Here is a 16444-nt window from a genome sequence, read left to right as displayed (position 1 = left end):
GGATCGCGCTTGACTTATCTCAACCAGCCTGGGCTGGTGGCTGCCTAAAGTCCGGCGCTGGTTTTTTCAGCGACCGCCCAATGTCGGGCGGGTTCGCAGCCCCGAGGAGCCCCCGGCCATGGCCATCGAACTGTTCAACAAAGACGGCCATGTGTGCCTGATGTTCGCCCACCTCAGCGACGAAGGGGGCGAAGCCGTGCAGGCCAACCAGTTCCTCGTCATCGACGGCCAGCAGGGCGCCATCATCGACCCGGGCGGCAACATGGCCTACAACGAGCTGCTGCTGACCATCGGCCGTTACTTTCCGCCCAGCAAGCTGACCGAGATCCTGGCCTCGCACGCGGACCCGGACATCATTGCCTCGCTGGACCGCTGGATGACCAGCACCCAGGCCACGCTCTACATCTCGCGCCTGTGGGAACGGTTCGCGCCGCACTTCTGCAAGCCGGGCAAGACGGCCGGGCGCATCATCGGCATTCCCGACCCCGGCATGCGCATCCCGCTGGGCCGCAGCGAAATCGTGGCGCTGCCCGCGCACTTCATGCACGCCGAGGGCAACTTCCAGTTCTGGGACCCGGTCAGCCGCATCCTGTTTTCGGGCGACCTGGGCGTGTCGCTGGGCACCTCGGCCGACGCGTCCCGGCCGGTCACCTCGCTGGCGCCGCTGCTGCCCCGCATGGAAGGTTTTCACCGCCGCTACATGGTCTCGGGCAAGGTGCTCAAGCTGTGGGCCCACATGGCGCGCCAGCTGCCGATCCAGATGATCGTGCCGCAGCACGGTGCGCCACTGGCGGGGCCGGCGGTGAACGAGTTCATCCACTGGGTCGAGGACCTGAGCTGCGGCGTGGACCACCTGACGCAGGCGAACTACTGCATTCCGGCGTAACCCCCGCGCCGCCTGCGGCGTCACCCCCCGGGGGGCGACACCAGTGGCCCGGCAAGCCGGTTCCGCGGTGCTCCTGACGGGTGGTGTCACGTCGCTCGTGACGGTCCCTTGCCCCGAACTTATCCCGTCATCGCGCCCGCTCGGCGTAGCGGTTGAAGCGCCAGGAGCTGCCTTCGATGGTGATGCGGCGCCAGACCACGCGCTTCTCCACCGGGCTCATGGCGGTCCAGTGCTGCACCTCGTCGAAGCTGCGGCCACAGCCTTTGCACACGTCATCGCCCTGGCTGGTCGAGCAGATGGCGATGCAGGGCGTGTCGGGGGTGGTGTCGAACCACGCCAGCCAGGCCGCGCGGGCCGCATCGCTCAGCGCAGCCTCGTCCACCTCGGTCTGGTGTGCATAGGCCATGCGCCCGTACAGCTCGGCCAGGGCCTTGAGTTCGGGGCCCAGCGCCAGCGTGCTGGCGCCGGCCGGTGAGCGGGCACGCCAGTGGTTGATCGCGGCTTCGATGTCGCTGATGTGAAGGCGGGCCATGGGGAGCGCATCATAGCCAGCCGCTGCCGCGCAGCCTGTGGAAACTCCGTATGCCCCGGGCCAGCGCAATTTCGACGGCGCCGATACAATCGCGGCACTCGAAGGGGAGTAGCCCTGCGTTTTCATGGTGTGTGCCACACCGCCATGGGCAGGCGTTCGGACCGTCGTCAACACGGAGCCTCTGGCTCCCGGCGGTCCGAGCCCGGTGATGCAAGCAGCACCGGGTCGGGCAAGACCTTTGATGGGCCCGACCGGGCCTCTCAAGGCATGTCTCACCCCTGGCCCCGCGCGCGGCGTCCAGCAGACGCCCTTGATCTGCCCGGCCGGACCCCGTACGAACCGGACGCAGGCAGCAGCGCGCTGACGCCATGCTCCGGCCACCTGAGACACATCGAGGCTTCCATGGAATTTCTGACTTCACCCGCGTTCTGGGTCGCGCTGGGCCAAATCATCATCATCGACATCCTGCTCGGCGGCGACAACGCGGTGGTGATCGCGCTGGCCTGCCGCAAGCTGCCGCCCGCGCAGCGCACCAAGGGCATCATCTGGGGCACGGCCGGTGCCATCGTCCTGCGCGTGGTCCTGATCCTGTTCGCCATGACGCTGCTGAACGTGCCCTTCCTCAAGGTCGTGGGCGCGCTGCTGCTGGTGTGGATCGGCGTCAAGCTGATCGCGCCGGACGAAGACGGCCATGGCGACATCCAGGGCAGCGACAAGCTGCTCGCCGCCATCAAGACCATCATCGTGGCCGACCTGGTGATGAGCGTGGACAACGTGATCGCCATCGCCGGTGCCGCTCAGCACGCGGGTGAACACTCCACGCTGCTGGTGGTCCTGGGCCTGCTGATCTCCATCCCCATCATCGTCTGGGGCAGCCAGCTGGTCATCAAGCTGATGGCGCGTTTCCCCATCATCATCGTGGCCGGCGGCATGCTGCTGGGCTGGATCGCCGGCGGCATGCTGGTGAGCGACCCGTCCTTCGCCGACCCGGCGCAATGGACCTGGATGCCCAAGCTGGAGCAGTCCGCGGTCATCAAGTACGGCGCGTCCGTGGCGGGTGCACTGCTGGTGCTGGCCATTGGCAAATACCTGGCCGCCAAGAACCCGCCGTCGGCCGAAGAAGCCTGAGCGTCACCCGCGCATGCATGAAGGCGGCCCTCGCAAGGGGCCGCCTTTTTTGTGGCCGCTGCGCTATGCTGGCCGCATGAAATTCATCCTCAAATGGCTGCTCGCCGCCTGCGCCCTGCTGCTGGTGGCCTACCTCTACCCCGGTGTGCAGGTGCAGAACTTCGGCTCGGCGCTGATCGCGGCTGCCGTGGTCGGCGTCTTCTACACCCTGCTTCGCCCGCTGCTGATCGTCCTGACCCTGCCGGTGACCTTGGTCACGCTGGGTCTTTTCCTGTTCGTCATCAATGCCTTGCTGTTCTGGGCCGCGGCGGGCGTGCTCGATGGCTTCCACGTCAACGGCTTCCTGGCTGCGCTGCTGGGTTCGCTGATCTACTCGGCGCTGATGCTGGTGGTGGACGCGGCGCTCAAGGGCTGAGTGGCCGAGAGGCCATCGGCCCGGATCAGTCCTCGCGCAGCGCTTCGCGCGCCTGCGCTTCCACCTCGCGGCGGCGCGCGTCCACGATGGCCAGTTCCATCGGGTCGGCCGCGCGGTCGGCGGCCGGCAGGGCCTGGGCGGCCTTGAAATGTTCCGCTGCGCTGCCGAAATCGAGCTGCGCGGCGCGCGCCTCGCCCTCGGCGCGCAAGGCCCGCAAACGCTGTCCCTGCGCCTGGTGCAACTGGGCCAGCACCTGCCAGGCCTGCGCATCGCGCGGGTGACCCAACACCCAGTCGTGCAGGCGTTGTGTGGCCGGCGCCAGCGCGCCGGTGGCCTGCGCCACCTGGGCGCCCAGCATCAGGCCTGATCGTTGCCCGCTGGCCAGCGCCGCGTCGCGCAGCGCCGCCACGCGCTCGGCCAAGGGCCCCCGTGGCGCCCCGGGCGCCAGCCACAGCTCCATCAGCAAGGCGTCCGCGGCCCAGCGGGTGTCGGCCCCCGCCAAGCCGGCCAGTCGCTGCGCCAGGGCCAGGCCCTGGTCGTGCTGGCGCAGGCGGTGGGCCGAGAGGGCCGCGGCGTACAGATCGGCCGGCGTGGCACCGGCCCGCTGGCCGTGCTGCAGCCAGGCGCGCCAGCGGTCGGGGCTGCTCTCGGCCAGCACGCGGGCGCGCGCCGACATGAGGGCGTGCCAGGCGGTGGTGACCGGCGCCGTGGCCGCATCGGGCCGCCACGCCAGGCCACCGATGGCCGGCAATGCGTTCCCCGGCGCTCCCACAGGCGATCCCGCCAGAGGGCCGACGCGCGGACCGCTGGGTGCCAAGGGCAGGCGCGCCTGCATGTCGGCGATGCGTTCGCTGGTCAGCGGGTGGCTGCGCAAATACGGAAAGGCGCCGTCGTCGTTGTGGCGTGCGGCCTGCTGCAGCTTGTCGAACATGGTGACGAAGCCGGTGGGATCGAAGCCGGCACCGCTGAGCACGCCAAAGCCCACGCGGTCGGCCTCGCGCTCCATGTCGCGCGAAAAATTCAGCTGCGTCTGCGCCGCCACGGCCTGACCACCCACCATGGCGGCACTGGCCACCTCGGTGTTGGCGCGGGCCGCCAGCATGGCCAGGATCATCGCGCCCATGAGCCAGGGTGCGCCCCTGTCCTGGCGCGCGATCATGCGCGCGATGTGGCGCTGCGACACGTGGCTGAGCTCGTGCGCCAGCACACTGGCCAGCTCCTGCGGCGTGTCGGTCACGGCCAGCAGACCCAGGTTCACCCCCAGATAGCCGCCCGGCAGCGCAAAAGCGTTCACCCGCTTGTCGCGCGAGATCATCAGCTCCCAGGCCAGCCGCTCGGCCAGTTCGGGTGGCACGTCGCCGCGTGCGCGCGCCGCACCCAGCAGGGGCCGCCAGACCGCCATCAGGTAGTCGCCCAGCACCGGGTCGTCGAGGTAGTCGGGGTCGCGGTAAATGTCGCGCGCGATGCTGTCGCCCAGGCGCCGCTCGGCTGCCACCGACATGTCCGCCCCATCGCCCAGGCTGGGCAGGGTCGACGGAGGCACAACAGACTGCGCCCGTGCAGCCCCCGGACCGGTGTTCGACAACAGCAAGGGTGAAAGGGCCAGCGCAGACATCAAAGCCATGCGGGCCAGTGGGCCAGCGGGTCGGGCACATCGGGTCATGCCCGTATGATGCCGCGACCCTCCGATGGTTTCTGTAAAGCCCACGCAAAGCCCGCCATGAACGACACCGCCAGCAGCCCCCTGACCCACTTCGACGCCCAGGGCCAGGCCCACATGGTGGACGTCGCGGCCAAGGCCCACACGCACCGCGTGGCGGTGGCCGAAGGCCGCATCAGCATGGAGCCGGCGACGCTGACCCTGGTGCAAAGCGGCACCGCTAAAAAGGGCGACGTGCTGGGCATTGCGCGCATCGCCGGCATCCAAGGCGCCAAGAAAACCAGCGACCTGATTCCCCTGTGCCACCCCATCGCGCTCACCCGCGTGGCTGTGGAATTTGAAGTGGACCCGTCAGCCAACAGCGTGCTGTGCCGCACCACCGCCGAATGCACCGGCCAGACCGGCGTGGAAATGGAAGCCCTGACCGCCTGCAGCGTGGCCCTGCTGACCATTTACGACATGTGCAAGGCGGTGGACCGGGGGATGGCGATCAGCGGGGTGCGGCTGATGGAGAAGCGGGGAGGGAAGAGCGGTCACTTTGTGGCGTCCTGACGGCTTGCCACTCGGCAAACTGCTGAGGCCACGCGGCCTTGTAGCGCGCGGTGTGCAGTTCAACCAGATCCTGCCGACCCAGCAGTTCAGCTGATTCGATCACGCGCCGGATGACGCGGGAATCCGGTGCGACATGCAAAGACTCCAATGCCCCCTCAAGGATGAGATGGGCATTTTCTTTGGTCAGCGGCGTCATCGTCACCTGTGCGATCAGCACGTGCGACTGATACAGAAACGAGTTGTGCACCTTGTTCAGCGTGTCGTATCTGAACCGCTCCAGACGCCAACTGGCTGGAAGGTACAACTGACTGACCTTGAGGTACTCCCAACCGACAAGCGCAAGCACTGCCAGGGCCAAGGTCGTGACCATGCCCATCGCCTTGCGAGAGGATAGAAAGGTACGTATGGCGCCGTCAGGCCCCACCTGATTTCGTCGGTTGAAGTACAGCAGCCACGCCGCCGAACCCGCCATCAATTGGAACACCCCGAACCACATCGGGTATTCGAGCAAACTGTGGATCCCGATCAGCAACAGCACACCCCAAGCCAGCCGCTCAGTGGTGTCCACGGCCGCCCAAGGTTTCAGGCGGATGATGACCCAAAGGAAGACGGCGTGAAAACCGACCGTCACCGGCAAGCCGAGCGTCACCGCCATCTGGAGGGGCCAATTGTGCGCGTTGGAGAGCTTCTCGCAATAACGGATGCCCTCGAAAGGGGTGATGTAGTGGGCATAGAGAAGCCCGCCAGGCCCCCACCCTGTCCATGGCTTGAGGGCTATCAATTCCAGCACATCCCGCCACAGCACGAGCCGGCTGTGGCAACGGTTGTCGGTACCGAAACGGCTGGTGATCTCCCGATGGATCTCGACACCGCTGGTCATAGACCCCACCCACTGCAAACCCCAACCCGCCAAGAGGTACACCGCAAGGCTGGAGAGCACCACCAGCAACACCCGCCAACGATCCTGCCAATGCCAATAGAACAGCAACAGCGTAACGGTGATCAGATGCAGCATGCCCGTGCGGGAGGCCGTGGCGGCCATGCCGATCAACAGCAGCACGGCCATCCAGACCGTGCTCCAAGGCTTGAGGTGGCGCCGGACACCCATCCACCAAACACTCAGCAATCCCACGCCAAGCAAAGTCGCCAGCATGTTGATCTGATGCACATTGGCCAGCGCAATACCCGGCTGGGTCTGTGCAATCCAGGGGAAAAACCGGTTTTCCAGGTCCAGGTACTGCACGATGGCCAACACCGCACTGCCCAGCGCCGCGATCAACCAGCCTGTCGCAACAATCCGCGCACCTTGCTCACGCACCCACAGCAGCAGGCTCAACAAAAGCGCGAAAGCTGTCCAAGAAACGAAATCCGGCAAAAACTCTGACCGAGGCGGTATCAGAATCGGCCAGAACCAGGGCAGGGCGATCAGCAGCGTGCTCAGCACCGCCACGGATTTCAACTGGATTCTGGAAGACGGACGAACCATTGGCTGCTCGGTCAAGGTTTGCATGGTTTGGATTCTCAGGACCTGCACATCACCAGCCATCCAGCGGGAGGTAGCTCACCGGCACGCCGTCCGAGCGCCGCACCAATGCCACCCAGCCCGTGATCTCCTCGCGGACCAAGGGCAGGTAGCCCAACTCATCTTCGCTCAAAGCCAATGTGCGCAGGGCACCGTCTAGCACCGCCTGCTGATCCGGGTTCTTTTGCCGCAGCAGTGCCACGGGCTGGAGGCGCTGCACCGCCGGCGGCATGGCAGACGCGTAGGGCTGCCAGCGCTGCGGGCGGAACGCCGGGTGAAGCCCCTGCACCGACAGTTGCACGCTGGCCAGGTAATCGGCATCGCCAGGCCGTGACAGCCGCACGGCAATGACGCGCGGACCGGCGTAACCCAGTTGCTGGAACTCGGGCAAGGCCTTGCCCAGCTGGGCCTGGTCCACATCCATGGCCTGCACCACGCGAAAGCGGTCACCCTCCAGCGCAATGAAGACGGGACGCGCCATCGCCATCTGACTCAATCCGTACGCCAGTGCACCGAGTTGCACGACCGCAATCAGCGCCACGTCCAGCAGCCACTTGTGGCGCGCCTTATGGGGATCGAACAGGATCAGCGTGAGCACTGGCCCACACACCACATCCACCGCCATAAGAATGAGAAACAGGCCCGAACCACCGGCAATCTGGTGCAGCGGCGCGGGAAACCACAGTCCAAATACCAGCGTAGCGGCCAGTACGGCAACCAACAGGCTCAACAATAGGTGCAGAGAGGCGGCCTTGACGGCCGCGCGCAGACGGGTCTTCATCAGGAAAAACACCAAAAGTCAAAAAAAAGAGCGCCGAGGCGCTCTTTTGATTGTGCACGTAGTGCTTATTTGCACTCGGAAGGCGCGAAGCGAGCAGGCAGCGTGGCAGCGGTAGCAGGCACCGAGACCCAGCTACCTGCAGCCGTTCCTGCAGCCAAACAACGCCAAGCCACCGACTGCGCAGGCGGCGCAAAGGCAGCCGTACCGACCGGCAGCGCGGTCCCACCCGGAGCATTAGGAACAACGTGCAAGGTGCCGTTGCCAGCAGCGGCCGATGTCGTGATGGTGATGGCGCCGGTAGCCGGGGTAATGCCGACAGAAGTCACGTTACGAGTAGCGACCGGTACGGTGTAACCCAACGCGTAGCCAGAAGCAGAAGCAGAAGGGTTACCCGAAGCCAACACATCCTGCACATTCACCTTAGCGGCCGAAGCAGCCACCAGACCTTCCGACACGCGAGCGCGCACCGTGTAGTCCTGATAAGCCGGCAGCGCCACAGCAGCCAGAATACCGATGATGGCCACGACGATCATCAGTTCGATGAGGGTGAAACCTTGTTGCATACGCTTCATGTGAAAACTCCTTGAGGGATGAGGGGGTGGACTGACCCTTACTCTTGAGCAGTTCGCGTGCCAACTTGAAATGCCCGGTTTTTTGCGGGCTTTTTCACGCTTCCAGCCCAGGGGTGACGATTTATGTCTGCCCCAACCCGCCAGACACTGACAATTTTTGTCAGCTCACCGGGTTCCACCGTTTTTTGTCACAACTCGAAGCACATGCCGGCGCTGAGCCAGCGGATGTCGTGCCGGACGTCGTTGACACGGTTGGGCGTCTGGTCGAAGCGCTGGATCTCTTCCATGATCAGCCCGGTCTCGGCGGGCTTGGTGTGGGTGATGTAGATCGGGTAACGCTGGTCGGCGGTGATCTGGTCGAGCTCGGTGGCCAGGCTGCTGGGCGCCAGGTGCAGGCTGCGCTGGGCCAATTCTTTCTCGCGGTCGCTGAAGGCGGTTTCGATGACCAGCAAGGCGACGGGCAGCTGGTTGACGCGTTGCCAGAAGGCCGGGTTGCGGCTGGTGTCGCCGCTGAAGACCCAGTGCCCCGACGCCGAGGCCGCCGCGTAACCCACGGCTGGCACGGTGTGCACCGCCGGCAGCACTTCCACCGCCTTGCCGCCCACCTTCAGCACCTGGCCGACCGCGATGGGCACAAAACGCATGAGGGGTTGATCGGCGCTGGGGATGGCCGAGAAATCGGGCCAGATGAGGTTGTTGAAGATGTGCGCCTTGAGCGCCGCGATGGTGCCGGGCAGAGCATGCACCTGCAGCGGGCCGACGCCGCGCGCCAGGCGCAGCGAGGCCACGGCGTCCAGCATCAGGGGCAGGCTGGCCACGTGGTCCAGGTGCGAATGAGTAAGCAGCACGTGCTGGACGCGTGCCATTTCGTCGAGCGTGAGGTCACCCACGCCGGTGCCGGCGTCGATGAGCACATCGTCGTCGAGCAAAAACGAGGTGGTGCGGCAGCCGTTGGCGATGGCGCCGGAGCAGCCCAGTACGCGAACCCTCATCGGTGGTGTGGTGTCAGCAGTTGGAGGCGAGCGGGCGGGTGTGCCGGCTCACTTGGTGTCGAAAGTGGTCGCGCCGTCCCAGGCGGGATCGGGGGGAGACAGACGCATGGAGGCTACCCGGTCGGCGTACAGCCGGTAAAGGACTTTTTTGGCATTCTGGCGCTGCAGGTTGAGCAGATGCACATCGCAGGCGTCCCAGTCCTGCGCGCGCCAGCGGTGCAGGCATTGTTTCCACAGCGCCAGTTCGGCGGCCTGCTCGGCCGAGAGGGCGCCGGCCCGGCCCAGCGGGGTGAAGATGGTCACGGCGCTGACCTTGCCTTTGACGCGCACGCGGTCCAGCTCTTGCCACACATGCTGGGGCGCTGCGCTGCGGGTGGCTTCGCTCGCCACCACATCCACCCCGTACAGGCGCGACAGGCCTTCCAGCCGCGAGCCGAGGTTGACCGCATCGCCCACCACGGTGTAGCTGCGCCGCACGTCCGACCCCATGTCGCCCACGCACATGGGGCCGGTGCTCAGGCCAATGCCCACGCCGATGGCGGGCAGACCCTGCGCCACGTGCTCGCGGTTGATGCGCTCGACTTCGCGCACCATCTCCAGAGCGGCGTTCACCGCCAGCGTGGCGTGGTCCGGGGCCTCCAGCGGCGCGCCCCAGAACGCCATGACGCAGTCGCCCATGTATTTGTCGATGGTGCCGCGGTGGCGGCGGATGACCTGCGTCAGCCGGCTGAACACGGTGTTGAGCAGCGCCTGCACCTGCGTCGGCTCCATGCGCTCGGACAGCTGGGTGAAGCCGCGCATGTCGCAGAACATCACGGTCAGCTCACGGGTGGCGGCGGCCATGCTGTAGCTGTCCGGGTCCTTGACCATTTCGTCCACCAGTTCCGGTGGCACGTAGGTGCCGAACAGCTGCGCCAGTTCGCGCTTGGCCCGGCTTTCCACCAGATAGCCATAGCTCATGTTCAGCGCAAAGGCCAGGCCCGCGGTCACCAGGCCGCTGGCCAGCGGCAGCACCAGGCCATGGCCCAGGTAGAGCCAGAAATTCAGCCCCACCAGCAGCGCCACCACACCCAGACTCAGCAGCACGGCGCGCGCCGCGCTGAGCAGGGGCAACCCCAGGGCCAGCACCAGACCAGAGACCAGCAGCATGACCAGTTCGTAGCCGAGCGCGTAGTCGGGCCGGATCAGCCGCTGTCCGTCCAGCAGGCCGCTGATGAGGTTGGCGTGTGTCTCCACGCCGGGGTAGGTCTCGCCCACCGGGGTCGAGCGCAGGTCCTGCAGGCCCGGGGCGGTGGTGCCCACCAGCACGATCTTGCCCTGCAGCTGACCCGGCGCCAGGCGACCGGCCAGCACGTCGCCGGCCGAGACGTAGGTGAACGACCCGCCGGTCGGCCCGCCGGCGCCGCGGTAGGGCACCAGCACCGCCAGCCGCTCGTCCACCGCGATGGCCAGCGTGCTGGTGCCCTGCACCAGCCTCACGCTCTCCAGCGCCTGTGCGTCGGGCGAAAGCCAGCGCTCGTTCGCAAACCCGGGTTCGACACGCGGCGAGCCTGCGAGCAGGCGGAACATGGCCAGGGCGAGCGATTCGTAGTACTGCCCCCCCTGTTCGGCCAGCAGCGGCAGCGACCGCACCTCGCCGTCGCGGTCGGCCAGCGCATTGAAGAAGCCCGCGCGTGGCGCCGCAGCGGCCAGCGGCGCGATGTTGGCACCGTAGCCGTCCCATTGCGTGGCGCGCAACGTGCGGTTGTGCAGCGCGCCGGCCGGCAACACCGGCGGCGGCAGCACGCCACTGGTGTGGCCGCCCCGGTCGCTGGTGAAGTAGTAGCCCAGCACCACCGGCCGCCCCTGCAGGGCGCGCGCGAATTGTGCGTCGTGGTCCAACCGTGGGCGCAGCGCCTCCACCCGCTGGGCAAAGCCGGGCTGGTCGGCCAGCGCGCCCTGCGCCAGTTGCTGCAACTGGCGCAGCGCCGCGCTGTCGTCCGGCTCGGCGAACACCGTGTCAAAACCCAGCAAGGCAATGCCTTGCTGGTCGAACAGCGTGTCCACCAGCCGCGCCAGGTGGTCGCGCGACCAGGGCCAGCGCCCCACCTCGGCCAGGCTTCGTTCGTCGATGTCCACGATGACCACCCGTTCATCGCGTGTGGCGGGCAGGGTGGCGCGCAGGCGCGCGTCGTAAATGATGTCGTCCAGCCGCTGCAACACGCCCAGCTGCAGCACGCCCACCGCGTGCAGCACCGCGAAGATCAGAGGCAGCAGGGTGACAGCGATGCGCGGGCCGTGGCGACCAACGCCCTGGAGGATGGCCTGCATGGGCGGCGCGGATGGGAATCGAAAAGGACCGTCGGGTCAGGTCAGGCCCGGGGCGCCAGCGACTCGGCTGCGCCGCACAGGCCGGGCGGGGTCAGCGCTGGATGAACTGCATCTGCGTGCCGGCGAGTTCCAGCAGGTCGCCGTGACGCAGGTTGATGGCTTCGGCGCCGATGGGGCTGCCGTTGATGGTGGGCTTGGTGGCACCCTCAACCAGAGCGACCACATAGCCGTGCGGGCGGCGGGTGATGGCGGCCACCGCCACACCGGGTTTGCCGATGGTGGTGACGACCTTGACCAGGGGCACCTCGCGGCCAGCGGCGGCACCGGACATGACCTTGATGGCCGCACTGGCCACCGCAGGTGCGGGTTCGGACGCGGCGGCCGGCGGGACCACGGCGCCGGAGTTGATCACCATCGTCTTTTCGTAGTTGTCCGAGGCGCCGTCGTGCACGAACTTGATCTTGTACTTGCCGATCTCGACCGTGTCGCCGTTCTGCAGCTGCTGCTTCTTGATCGCCTTGCCGTTGACGTAGGTGCCGTTGGTGCTGTTGAGGTCTTCCAGGAACACGTCGGTGCCCGACATCTGCATGACAGCGTGCTCGCCGCTGACGGCGAGGTTGTCGATCACGATGTCGTTATAGGGGCGACGGCCCAGCGTGGTGCGGTCTTTCGTCAGTTGCACTTCCTTGATGACGACACCATCGATGGAAACGATCATTTTCGGCATGGCCGACTCCTGTGGAACCTGAAAACTAATTCTAAAGACTTAACTACTGCCCCAGCATACGCGACAGCAACCCCCTGCGCAAAGGCTTGGCTCGAGCTTGCGCGAGTATCACCGATATATTGTCGCGCCCCCCGCTGCTGTTGGCGCCGTCGATGAGGGCGTTGGCCTTTTCCTGCAGGGTGCCGGCGCCCACCAGTATGGCGGCGATGCGGTTGTCGGGCAGCATGTCGCTCAGGCCATCCGAGCAAAACAGGTACAGGTCGCTGTCTTCGACGCGGAATTCGTTGACTTCCAACAACACCGTGTCTTCTACCCCCAGGGCCCGCGTGACCAGGTTCTTGTGGGTGGCGTACTGCGCCTGCTCGGGCGAAATCAGGCCGGCGTCGATCTGCTCCTGCAGCAACGAATGGTCGCGCGTGATCTGCTGGAAGCTGTCGCCGCGCAGGCGGTAGCAGCGCGAATCGCCCACATGGCCGATCAGGCAACGCACCCCCTGGAACACGCCCATCACCAGGGTGGTGCCCATGCCGGTGTACTGCGCGTTGGAATTGGCGGCGTTGAAAATGGAACGGTTGGCGTTGTCGATGCAGATTTCCATCGCCCGCTTGAGTTCGCGCCCGCTGGCCTCGTGACCACCCTCGGCCAGCCAGCGCCCCAGTTCGGCCTTGATGAACGTGGTCGCCATGGCGCTGGCGACTTCGCCCGCGTTGTAGCCGCCCATGCCGTCGGCCAGCACGAGCACCTGGTTGTCGGTGTCGAGCGCGACCGAGTCCTCATTGTTCTCGCGGATGAGGCCTGTGTCGGTCTGGGCAAAGTACTCAAAAATCATGACGCGCGTTGGGTTGTCGTTGTCGGCGATCCGTCATCGTGGCGCTCGCGCACAAAGACCACGGTGGGGGCTTGATCATCGGTCGGGGGCGGGGCGTCGCGGGTCCAGGTCTGGGTCGTTTCAAAAGCGTCGCCCGCGGCGGCCCGATTGTCCTCCACCGCAGCGGCGGCCCCCGGGGTCGTTGACAACCCTGACAGCACAGCTTGCACATCCGCGGCCCATTCGGCCCCGTTCGGGTACCGCAGTTGCGGTGCCTTGGCCAGGGTTCTGGCCAGTATATCGGCCAGTGCCGCGGGCAGCTCCGGGCGCAGGCTGCGCACGTCCGGCGGCGTCTGGTTGGCGATCTGGTACATCAGCGCGGCCATGGAATCGCCGCGCAACGGCAACTGGCCGGTCAGCAGCTGGAACAGGGTCACGCCCAGCGAATAGAGGTCGGAGCGGCCGTCGACGTGCCGGCCCGCGAGCTGTTCGGGCGACATGAAACTGGGTGTGCCCAGCACCATGCCGGTCTTGGTGCGGCTGGCGTCCGTGATGCGGGCGATGCCGAAGTCGGTGACCTTGACCGTGTCGGTCACCGGGTCGTACATGATGTTGGCGGGCTTGATGTCGCGGTGCACCACGTTCTGGCGGTGCGCGTAGTCCAGCGCACGCGCCACGCGCAGCGCGATGGACAGCACCGTGGCCACGGGCAGCAGCTGGCCCGGCCGGGTGTGTTCCAGCAGGTCGCGGCCTTGCAGGAACTCCATGGCGATGAAGGCCAGATCGTGCTCCTCGCCGGCGTCAAAAATGGTGACGATGTGCGGGTGTTGCAGGCGGCCGGCGGTCTCGGCCTCACGGAAGAAACGCTCGCGCGCGTCCTGCAGCTCGTGCCCCTCGAACTCGGCACTCAAGGCCAGGGTCTTGATCGCCACCACGCGGCCGATCTTCGGATCCCGCCCCTGGTAGACCACGCCCATGGCGCCTTTGCCCAGTTCTTTTTCCACCCGGTAGCGGCCCAGCATGGGCTTTTCGACACCCGCGCCGTCGAGCACCAGCGTGCCGCCGGGGTGGGCGCCGCTGCGGCCCAGCGCCACCGTTTCGGCCAATTGCCTGGCGTGCAGCAGGCGCTGTTGCAACTCGGGGTGGGCGGCGTCCAGCCGGGCCATGTGTTCGTAGACCGATTGCGCTTTGTTGAACTGGCGTTTGCGTTCAAAGTCCAGCGCCAGTTGCTGCAGGTTGTCCATCAGCGCCGCGCTGTGCGGCACGCGGCGCAGGCGGTCGAAGGCCAGGTCCGGCTGCCCCTGGCCGAGCAGGGCCAGTCCCATCTGGCGGTTGGTCTCGGCCGATTCCGCCTCGCTGTGGCGTTTGCGCGCTTCGGTCACGGCAAAGCGGCGCGTGACCAGGGCCAGATGCCCCAGCAGCAGCAACGCCGCCGGCAACACCAGCGGCAACCACAGCGCCGAGGTGCTCAGCAAGGCGAGGTCCGCTCCCAGCAGCGCAACGAACAGGACTCCCGACGCCCACGCCCCCTGGCTGGCCGAGAGGCGCGGCAACATGAACAGCAGGTGCGCCAGCACCAGCAGCCACGAGACCACCACGGCCAGGCCGCTCCAGACCGGCTGGGCGACGAAGTGGTTTTGCAGCAGGCTGGAGGTGGTGTGCGCCACGATCTGCGCCGGCGCCAGCGCCTGTGCCAGCGGCGTGGTGAAAGGCGTGCCCACACCGGCGGCGGTGGCGCCGATGATCACGATCTGCCCGGCGTATTTGCTGGCCGGGATCTGGCCCGAGAGCACGTCGAAGAACGCGTCTTCGGCAAACGCTTGGCGGTTGCCGTGGGCCGGATAGAACTGTGGTCGCACACGGCCCTGGGCGTCGGTGGCGATGCGCTGCCGCCCCAGCTCGATGCCCTCACCGGGCCGCAGGCGCAGGTCCGACGGCAGCAGGTTCAGGCTGTGCGCCGCGATGGCCAGTGCCATCGAGGGCACGGCGTGGCCGTCGAAGTGCACCAGCAGCGCCTCCTGCCGCACGGCACCGTCGAGGTCGCGCAACTGGTTGAGGTGGGCCACGGCCGCGGCGGCTTCGCCGATCGGGGCAATGGGCTGCTGCGAGCGCCGCGCCGGTTCGCCAAAGCCACCGTCATCGCGCAGCGCACCTTTTTGCGCAAAAGCGGGCAGCGGTGGGTCCGCTCGCCCTGCGGGTACGCCAAGCTCGAACACCGACGGCACGATCACGTTGCCGGCCGCCGCCAGGCTCTGCACCAGGCGGCCGTCCGAATCCAGGCCTTGCTCGGCCTGTTCGATGTGGCGCACCAGCGCTTCGCGCGCCTGCGGCCCCAGGTCGGCGAGTGTGCCGCCCTCGATCTGCGCGCGCAGCGCCCGCAGGCTGTCCAGGCCGCGCGCGGTCTGGGGCTCGAAGAACAGCGCGGTGTGGGCCACGGTCTTGGCGCCGGCGGCCTTGAGCTTGTCGATCAGCTCGGCGTGCACCTCGCGCGGCCAGGGCCAGCGCCCGATGTTGGCGATGCTGCGATCGTCGATCGCAATCACCGCGATGCGCTCGCTGGGCGCCCGCTCGCTGTGGCGCATCGCCGCGTCGTACAGGCGGCGTTCGAGACCGTCGAACAGGTCGGTCGCCGCGTGCAGCGCCAGCACCCCCGCGGCCACGGCCAGCACCAGCCAGGCGTCCGCGCGGCCGCGCCGCCGCCGCGCCGTGGGCGCGGGCATGGGTCGAGGTTCAGCGGCAGGTGTGGTCGGTTTCCGGTCGGGCATGGCGAATGGCGGGCATCACGCGGCGGCGCCGCGCCCGCACAACCAGGCGGCGAAGGGGTCACGGCCGTTTCAAGGCCCGCTGGCGTGTTGCATTTTGTTGCACCCAGCCCGCCCCCAACAAGCCCCGGGCGGATGACCGGTCGATCTGCGCGACAGACAACAAAAAGGGCAACGCGAACGTTGCCCTTTTAGTTTGACCGTGCAGCGGAATTACAGCTGCGCCTTGAGCAGCTTGCCCAGTTCGGACGGGTTGCGCGTGATGATGAAGCCGCACTCTTCCATGATGGCGAGCTTGGCATCGGCCGTGTCGGCGCCACCGGAGATCAGCGCACCGGCGTGGCCCATGCGCTTGCCGGGAGGGGCGGTCACACCAGCGATGAAGCCGACGATGGGCTTCTTCATGTTCGCCTTGCACCACATCGCGGCTTCGGCTTCGTCCGGACCACCGATCTCGCCGATCATGATCACGGCGTCGGTGTCGGGATCGTCGTTGAAGGCCTTCATCACGTCGATGTGCTTCAGACCGTTGATCGGGTCGCCACCGATGCCGACGGCGCTGGACTGGCCCAGGCCGACTTCGGTCAGCATGGCCACGGCTTCGTAGGTCAGCGTGCCCGAGCGGGAGACGACGCCGATGCGGCCCTTGCGGTGGATGTGGCCGGGCATGATGCCGATCTTGATCTCGTCGGGCGTGATCAGGCCGGGGCAGTTGGGGCCCAGCAGCAGGGTCTTCTTGCCACCGGCGGCTTCCTTGGCCTTCATGCGGTTGCGCACTTCCAGCATGTCCTTGACCG

The 16444-nt window shown here is 67.0% G+C and carries 14 protein-coding genes and 1 pseudogene; 4 read left to right on the top strand and 11 right to left on the bottom strand.

Annotation, left to right across the window (positions count from 1 at the left end; genetic code table 11):
* Positions 1-118 precede the first annotated feature (118 nt).
* Positions 119-886 carry an MBL fold metallo-hydrolase gene (locus RMP09_RS12430; RefSeq protein ID WP_310566284.1) on the top strand — a complete coding sequence of 256 codons (768 nt, stop codon included), beginning with the start codon at positions 119-121 and terminating at the stop codon, positions 884-886.
* Positions 887-1013: 127 nt separating this feature from the next.
* On the opposite strand, the gene RMP09_RS12425 is transcribed toward RMP09_RS12430, so the two are convergent.
* On the bottom strand, positions 1014-1418 hold the full coding sequence (locus tag RMP09_RS12425) for a DUF3717 domain-containing protein (RefSeq protein WP_310566283.1): 405 nt from the start codon (positions 1416-1418) through the stop codon (positions 1014-1016).
* A 402-nt stretch (positions 1419-1820) separates the two neighbouring features.
* Between RMP09_RS12425 and RMP09_RS12420 the strand changes: the two genes are divergently transcribed.
* Positions 1821-2546 (top strand): TerC family protein, encoded by a 726-nt coding sequence (locus tag RMP09_RS12420; protein ID WP_310566282.1) that lies wholly within the window; start codon positions 1821-1823, stop codon positions 2544-2546.
* A 76-nt stretch (positions 2547-2622) separates the two neighbouring features.
* Complete coding sequence (locus RMP09_RS12415; RefSeq protein WP_310566281.1) at positions 2623-2961, top strand: phage holin family protein; 339 nt, start codon at positions 2623-2625, stop codon at positions 2959-2961.
* Between the two features lie 25 nt (positions 2962-2986).
* On the opposite strand, the gene RMP09_RS12410 is transcribed toward RMP09_RS12415, so the two are convergent.
* Positions 2987-4585 (bottom strand): M48 family metalloprotease, encoded by a 1599-nt coding sequence (locus RMP09_RS12410; protein ID WP_310566280.1) that lies wholly within the window; start codon positions 4583-4585, stop codon positions 2987-2989.
* Between the two features lie 96 nt (positions 4586-4681).
* On the opposite strand from RMP09_RS12410, the gene moaC reads away from it, so the two are divergent.
* Positions 4682-5173: a cyclic pyranopterin monophosphate synthase MoaC gene (gene moaC, locus RMP09_RS12405; RefSeq protein WP_310566279.1), complete on the top strand. Its 492-nt coding sequence runs from the start codon at positions 4682-4684 to the stop codon at positions 5171-5173.
* On the opposite strand, the gene RMP09_RS12400 is transcribed toward moaC, so the two are convergent.
* The 9 genes and pseudogenes from RMP09_RS12400 to RMP09_RS12360 form a co-directional block, all read right to left on the bottom strand.
* Positions 5112-6683, bottom strand: coding sequence for a Wzy polymerase domain-containing protein (locus tag RMP09_RS12400; RefSeq protein ID WP_310566278.1), 1572 nt, complete (start codon positions 6681-6683; stop codon positions 5112-5114). The two genes, moaC and RMP09_RS12400, sit on opposite strands and share 62 nt — an antisense overlap.
* A 25-nt stretch (positions 6684-6708) precedes the next feature.
* Positions 6709-7476: a TfpX/TfpZ family type IV pilin accessory protein gene (gene tfpZ / locus RMP09_RS12395; protein ID WP_310566277.1), complete on the bottom strand. Its 768-nt coding sequence runs from the start codon at positions 7474-7476 to the stop codon at positions 6709-6711.
* Between the two features lie 65 nt (positions 7477-7541).
* Positions 7542-8048, bottom strand: coding sequence for a pilin (locus RMP09_RS12390; RefSeq protein WP_310566276.1), 507 nt, complete (start codon positions 8046-8048; stop codon positions 7542-7544).
* Between the two features lie 188 nt (positions 8049-8236).
* Positions 8237-9040 (bottom strand): 3',5'-cyclic-nucleotide phosphodiesterase, encoded by an 804-nt coding sequence (locus tag RMP09_RS12385; RefSeq protein WP_310566275.1) that lies wholly within the window; start codon positions 9038-9040, stop codon positions 8237-8239.
* A 48-nt stretch (positions 9041-9088) separates the two neighbouring features.
* The gene (locus RMP09_RS12380) at positions 9089-11350 is read right to left on the bottom strand and encodes an adenylate/guanylate cyclase domain-containing protein (protein ID WP_310566274.1); all 2262 of its coding nucleotides are present in this window, start codon (positions 11348-11350) and stop codon (positions 9089-9091) included.
* Positions 11351-11441: 91 nt separating this feature from the next.
* Entirely contained in the window at positions 11442-12077 is a 636-nt protein-coding gene (locus RMP09_RS12375; protein ID WP_310566273.1) for an FHA domain-containing protein, read from the bottom strand.
* Between the two features lie 43 nt (positions 12078-12120).
* Positions 12121-12906: a Stp1/IreP family PP2C-type Ser/Thr phosphatase gene (locus RMP09_RS12370; RefSeq protein ID WP_310566272.1), complete on the bottom strand. Its 786-nt coding sequence runs from the start codon at positions 12904-12906 to the stop codon at positions 12121-12123.
* On the bottom strand, positions 12903-15605 hold the full coding sequence (locus tag RMP09_RS12365) for a serine/threonine-protein kinase (protein WP_310566271.1): 2703 nt from the start codon (positions 15603-15605) through the stop codon (positions 12903-12905). The genes RMP09_RS12370 and RMP09_RS12365 overlap by 4 nt, the downstream gene beginning before the upstream one ends.
* 255 nt (positions 15606-15860) lie before the next feature.
* Positions 15861-16444: pseudogene (locus tag RMP09_RS12360) on the bottom strand (succinate--CoA ligase subunit alpha); the annotation flags it as partial.

The sequence above is a fragment of the Hydrogenophaga sp. genome (assembly GCF_031426985.1).
In the GTDB taxonomy this organism is placed as follows: domain Bacteria; phylum Pseudomonadota; class Gammaproteobacteria; order Burkholderiales; family Burkholderiaceae_C; genus Hydrogenophaga.
The sequence above is the reverse complement of the archived record's forward strand: the minus strand, read 5'-3'. Positions and strand labels throughout refer to the sequence as shown.

Bases quoted from the DNA above. Each gene is read 5' to 3' on its own strand.
- RMP09_RS12430 (WP_310566284.1), top strand. From the start codon at position 119: ATGGCCATCGAACTGTTCAACAAAGACGGCCATGTGTGCCTGATGTTC.
- RMP09_RS12425 (WP_310566283.1), bottom strand. From the start codon at position 1,418: ATGGCCCGCCTTCACATCAGCGACATCGAAGCCGCGATCAACCACTGG.
- RMP09_RS12420 (WP_310566282.1), top strand. From the start codon at position 1,821: ATGGAATTTCTGACTTCACCCGCGTTCTGGGTCGCGCTGGGCCAAATC.
- RMP09_RS12415 (WP_310566281.1), top strand. From the start codon at position 2,623: ATGAAATTCATCCTCAAATGGCTGCTCGCCGCCTGCGCCCTGCTGCTG.
- RMP09_RS12410 (WP_310566280.1), bottom strand. From the start codon at position 4,585: ATGGCTTTGATGTCTGCGCTGGCCCTTTCACCCTTGCTGTTGTCGAAC.
- moaC (WP_310566279.1), top strand. From the start codon at position 4,682: ATGAACGACACCGCCAGCAGCCCCCTGACCCACTTCGACGCCCAGGGC.
- RMP09_RS12400 (WP_310566278.1), bottom strand. From the start codon at position 6,683: ATGCAAACCTTGACCGAGCAGCCAATGGTTCGTCCGTCTTCCAGAATC.
- tfpZ (WP_310566277.1), bottom strand. From the start codon at position 7,476: ATGAAGACCCGTCTGCGCGCGGCCGTCAAGGCCGCCTCTCTGCACCTA.
- RMP09_RS12390 (WP_310566276.1), bottom strand. From the start codon at position 8,048: ATGAAGCGTATGCAACAAGGTTTCACCCTCATCGAACTGATGATCGTC.
- RMP09_RS12385 (WP_310566275.1), bottom strand. From the start codon at position 9,040: ATGAGGGTTCGCGTACTGGGCTGCTCCGGCGCCATCGCCAACGGCTGC.
- RMP09_RS12380 (WP_310566274.1), bottom strand. From the start codon at position 11,350: ATGCAGGCCATCCTCCAGGGCGTTGGTCGCCACGGCCCGCGCATCGCT.
- RMP09_RS12375 (WP_310566273.1), bottom strand. From the start codon at position 12,077: ATGCCGAAAATGATCGTTTCCATCGATGGTGTCGTCATCAAGGAAGTG.
- RMP09_RS12370 (WP_310566272.1), bottom strand. From the start codon at position 12,906: ATGATTTTTGAGTACTTTGCCCAGACCGACACAGGCCTCATCCGCGAG.
- RMP09_RS12365 (WP_310566271.1), bottom strand. From the start codon at position 15,605: ATGCCCGCGCCCACGGCGCGGCGGCGGCGCGGCCGCGCGGACGCCTGG.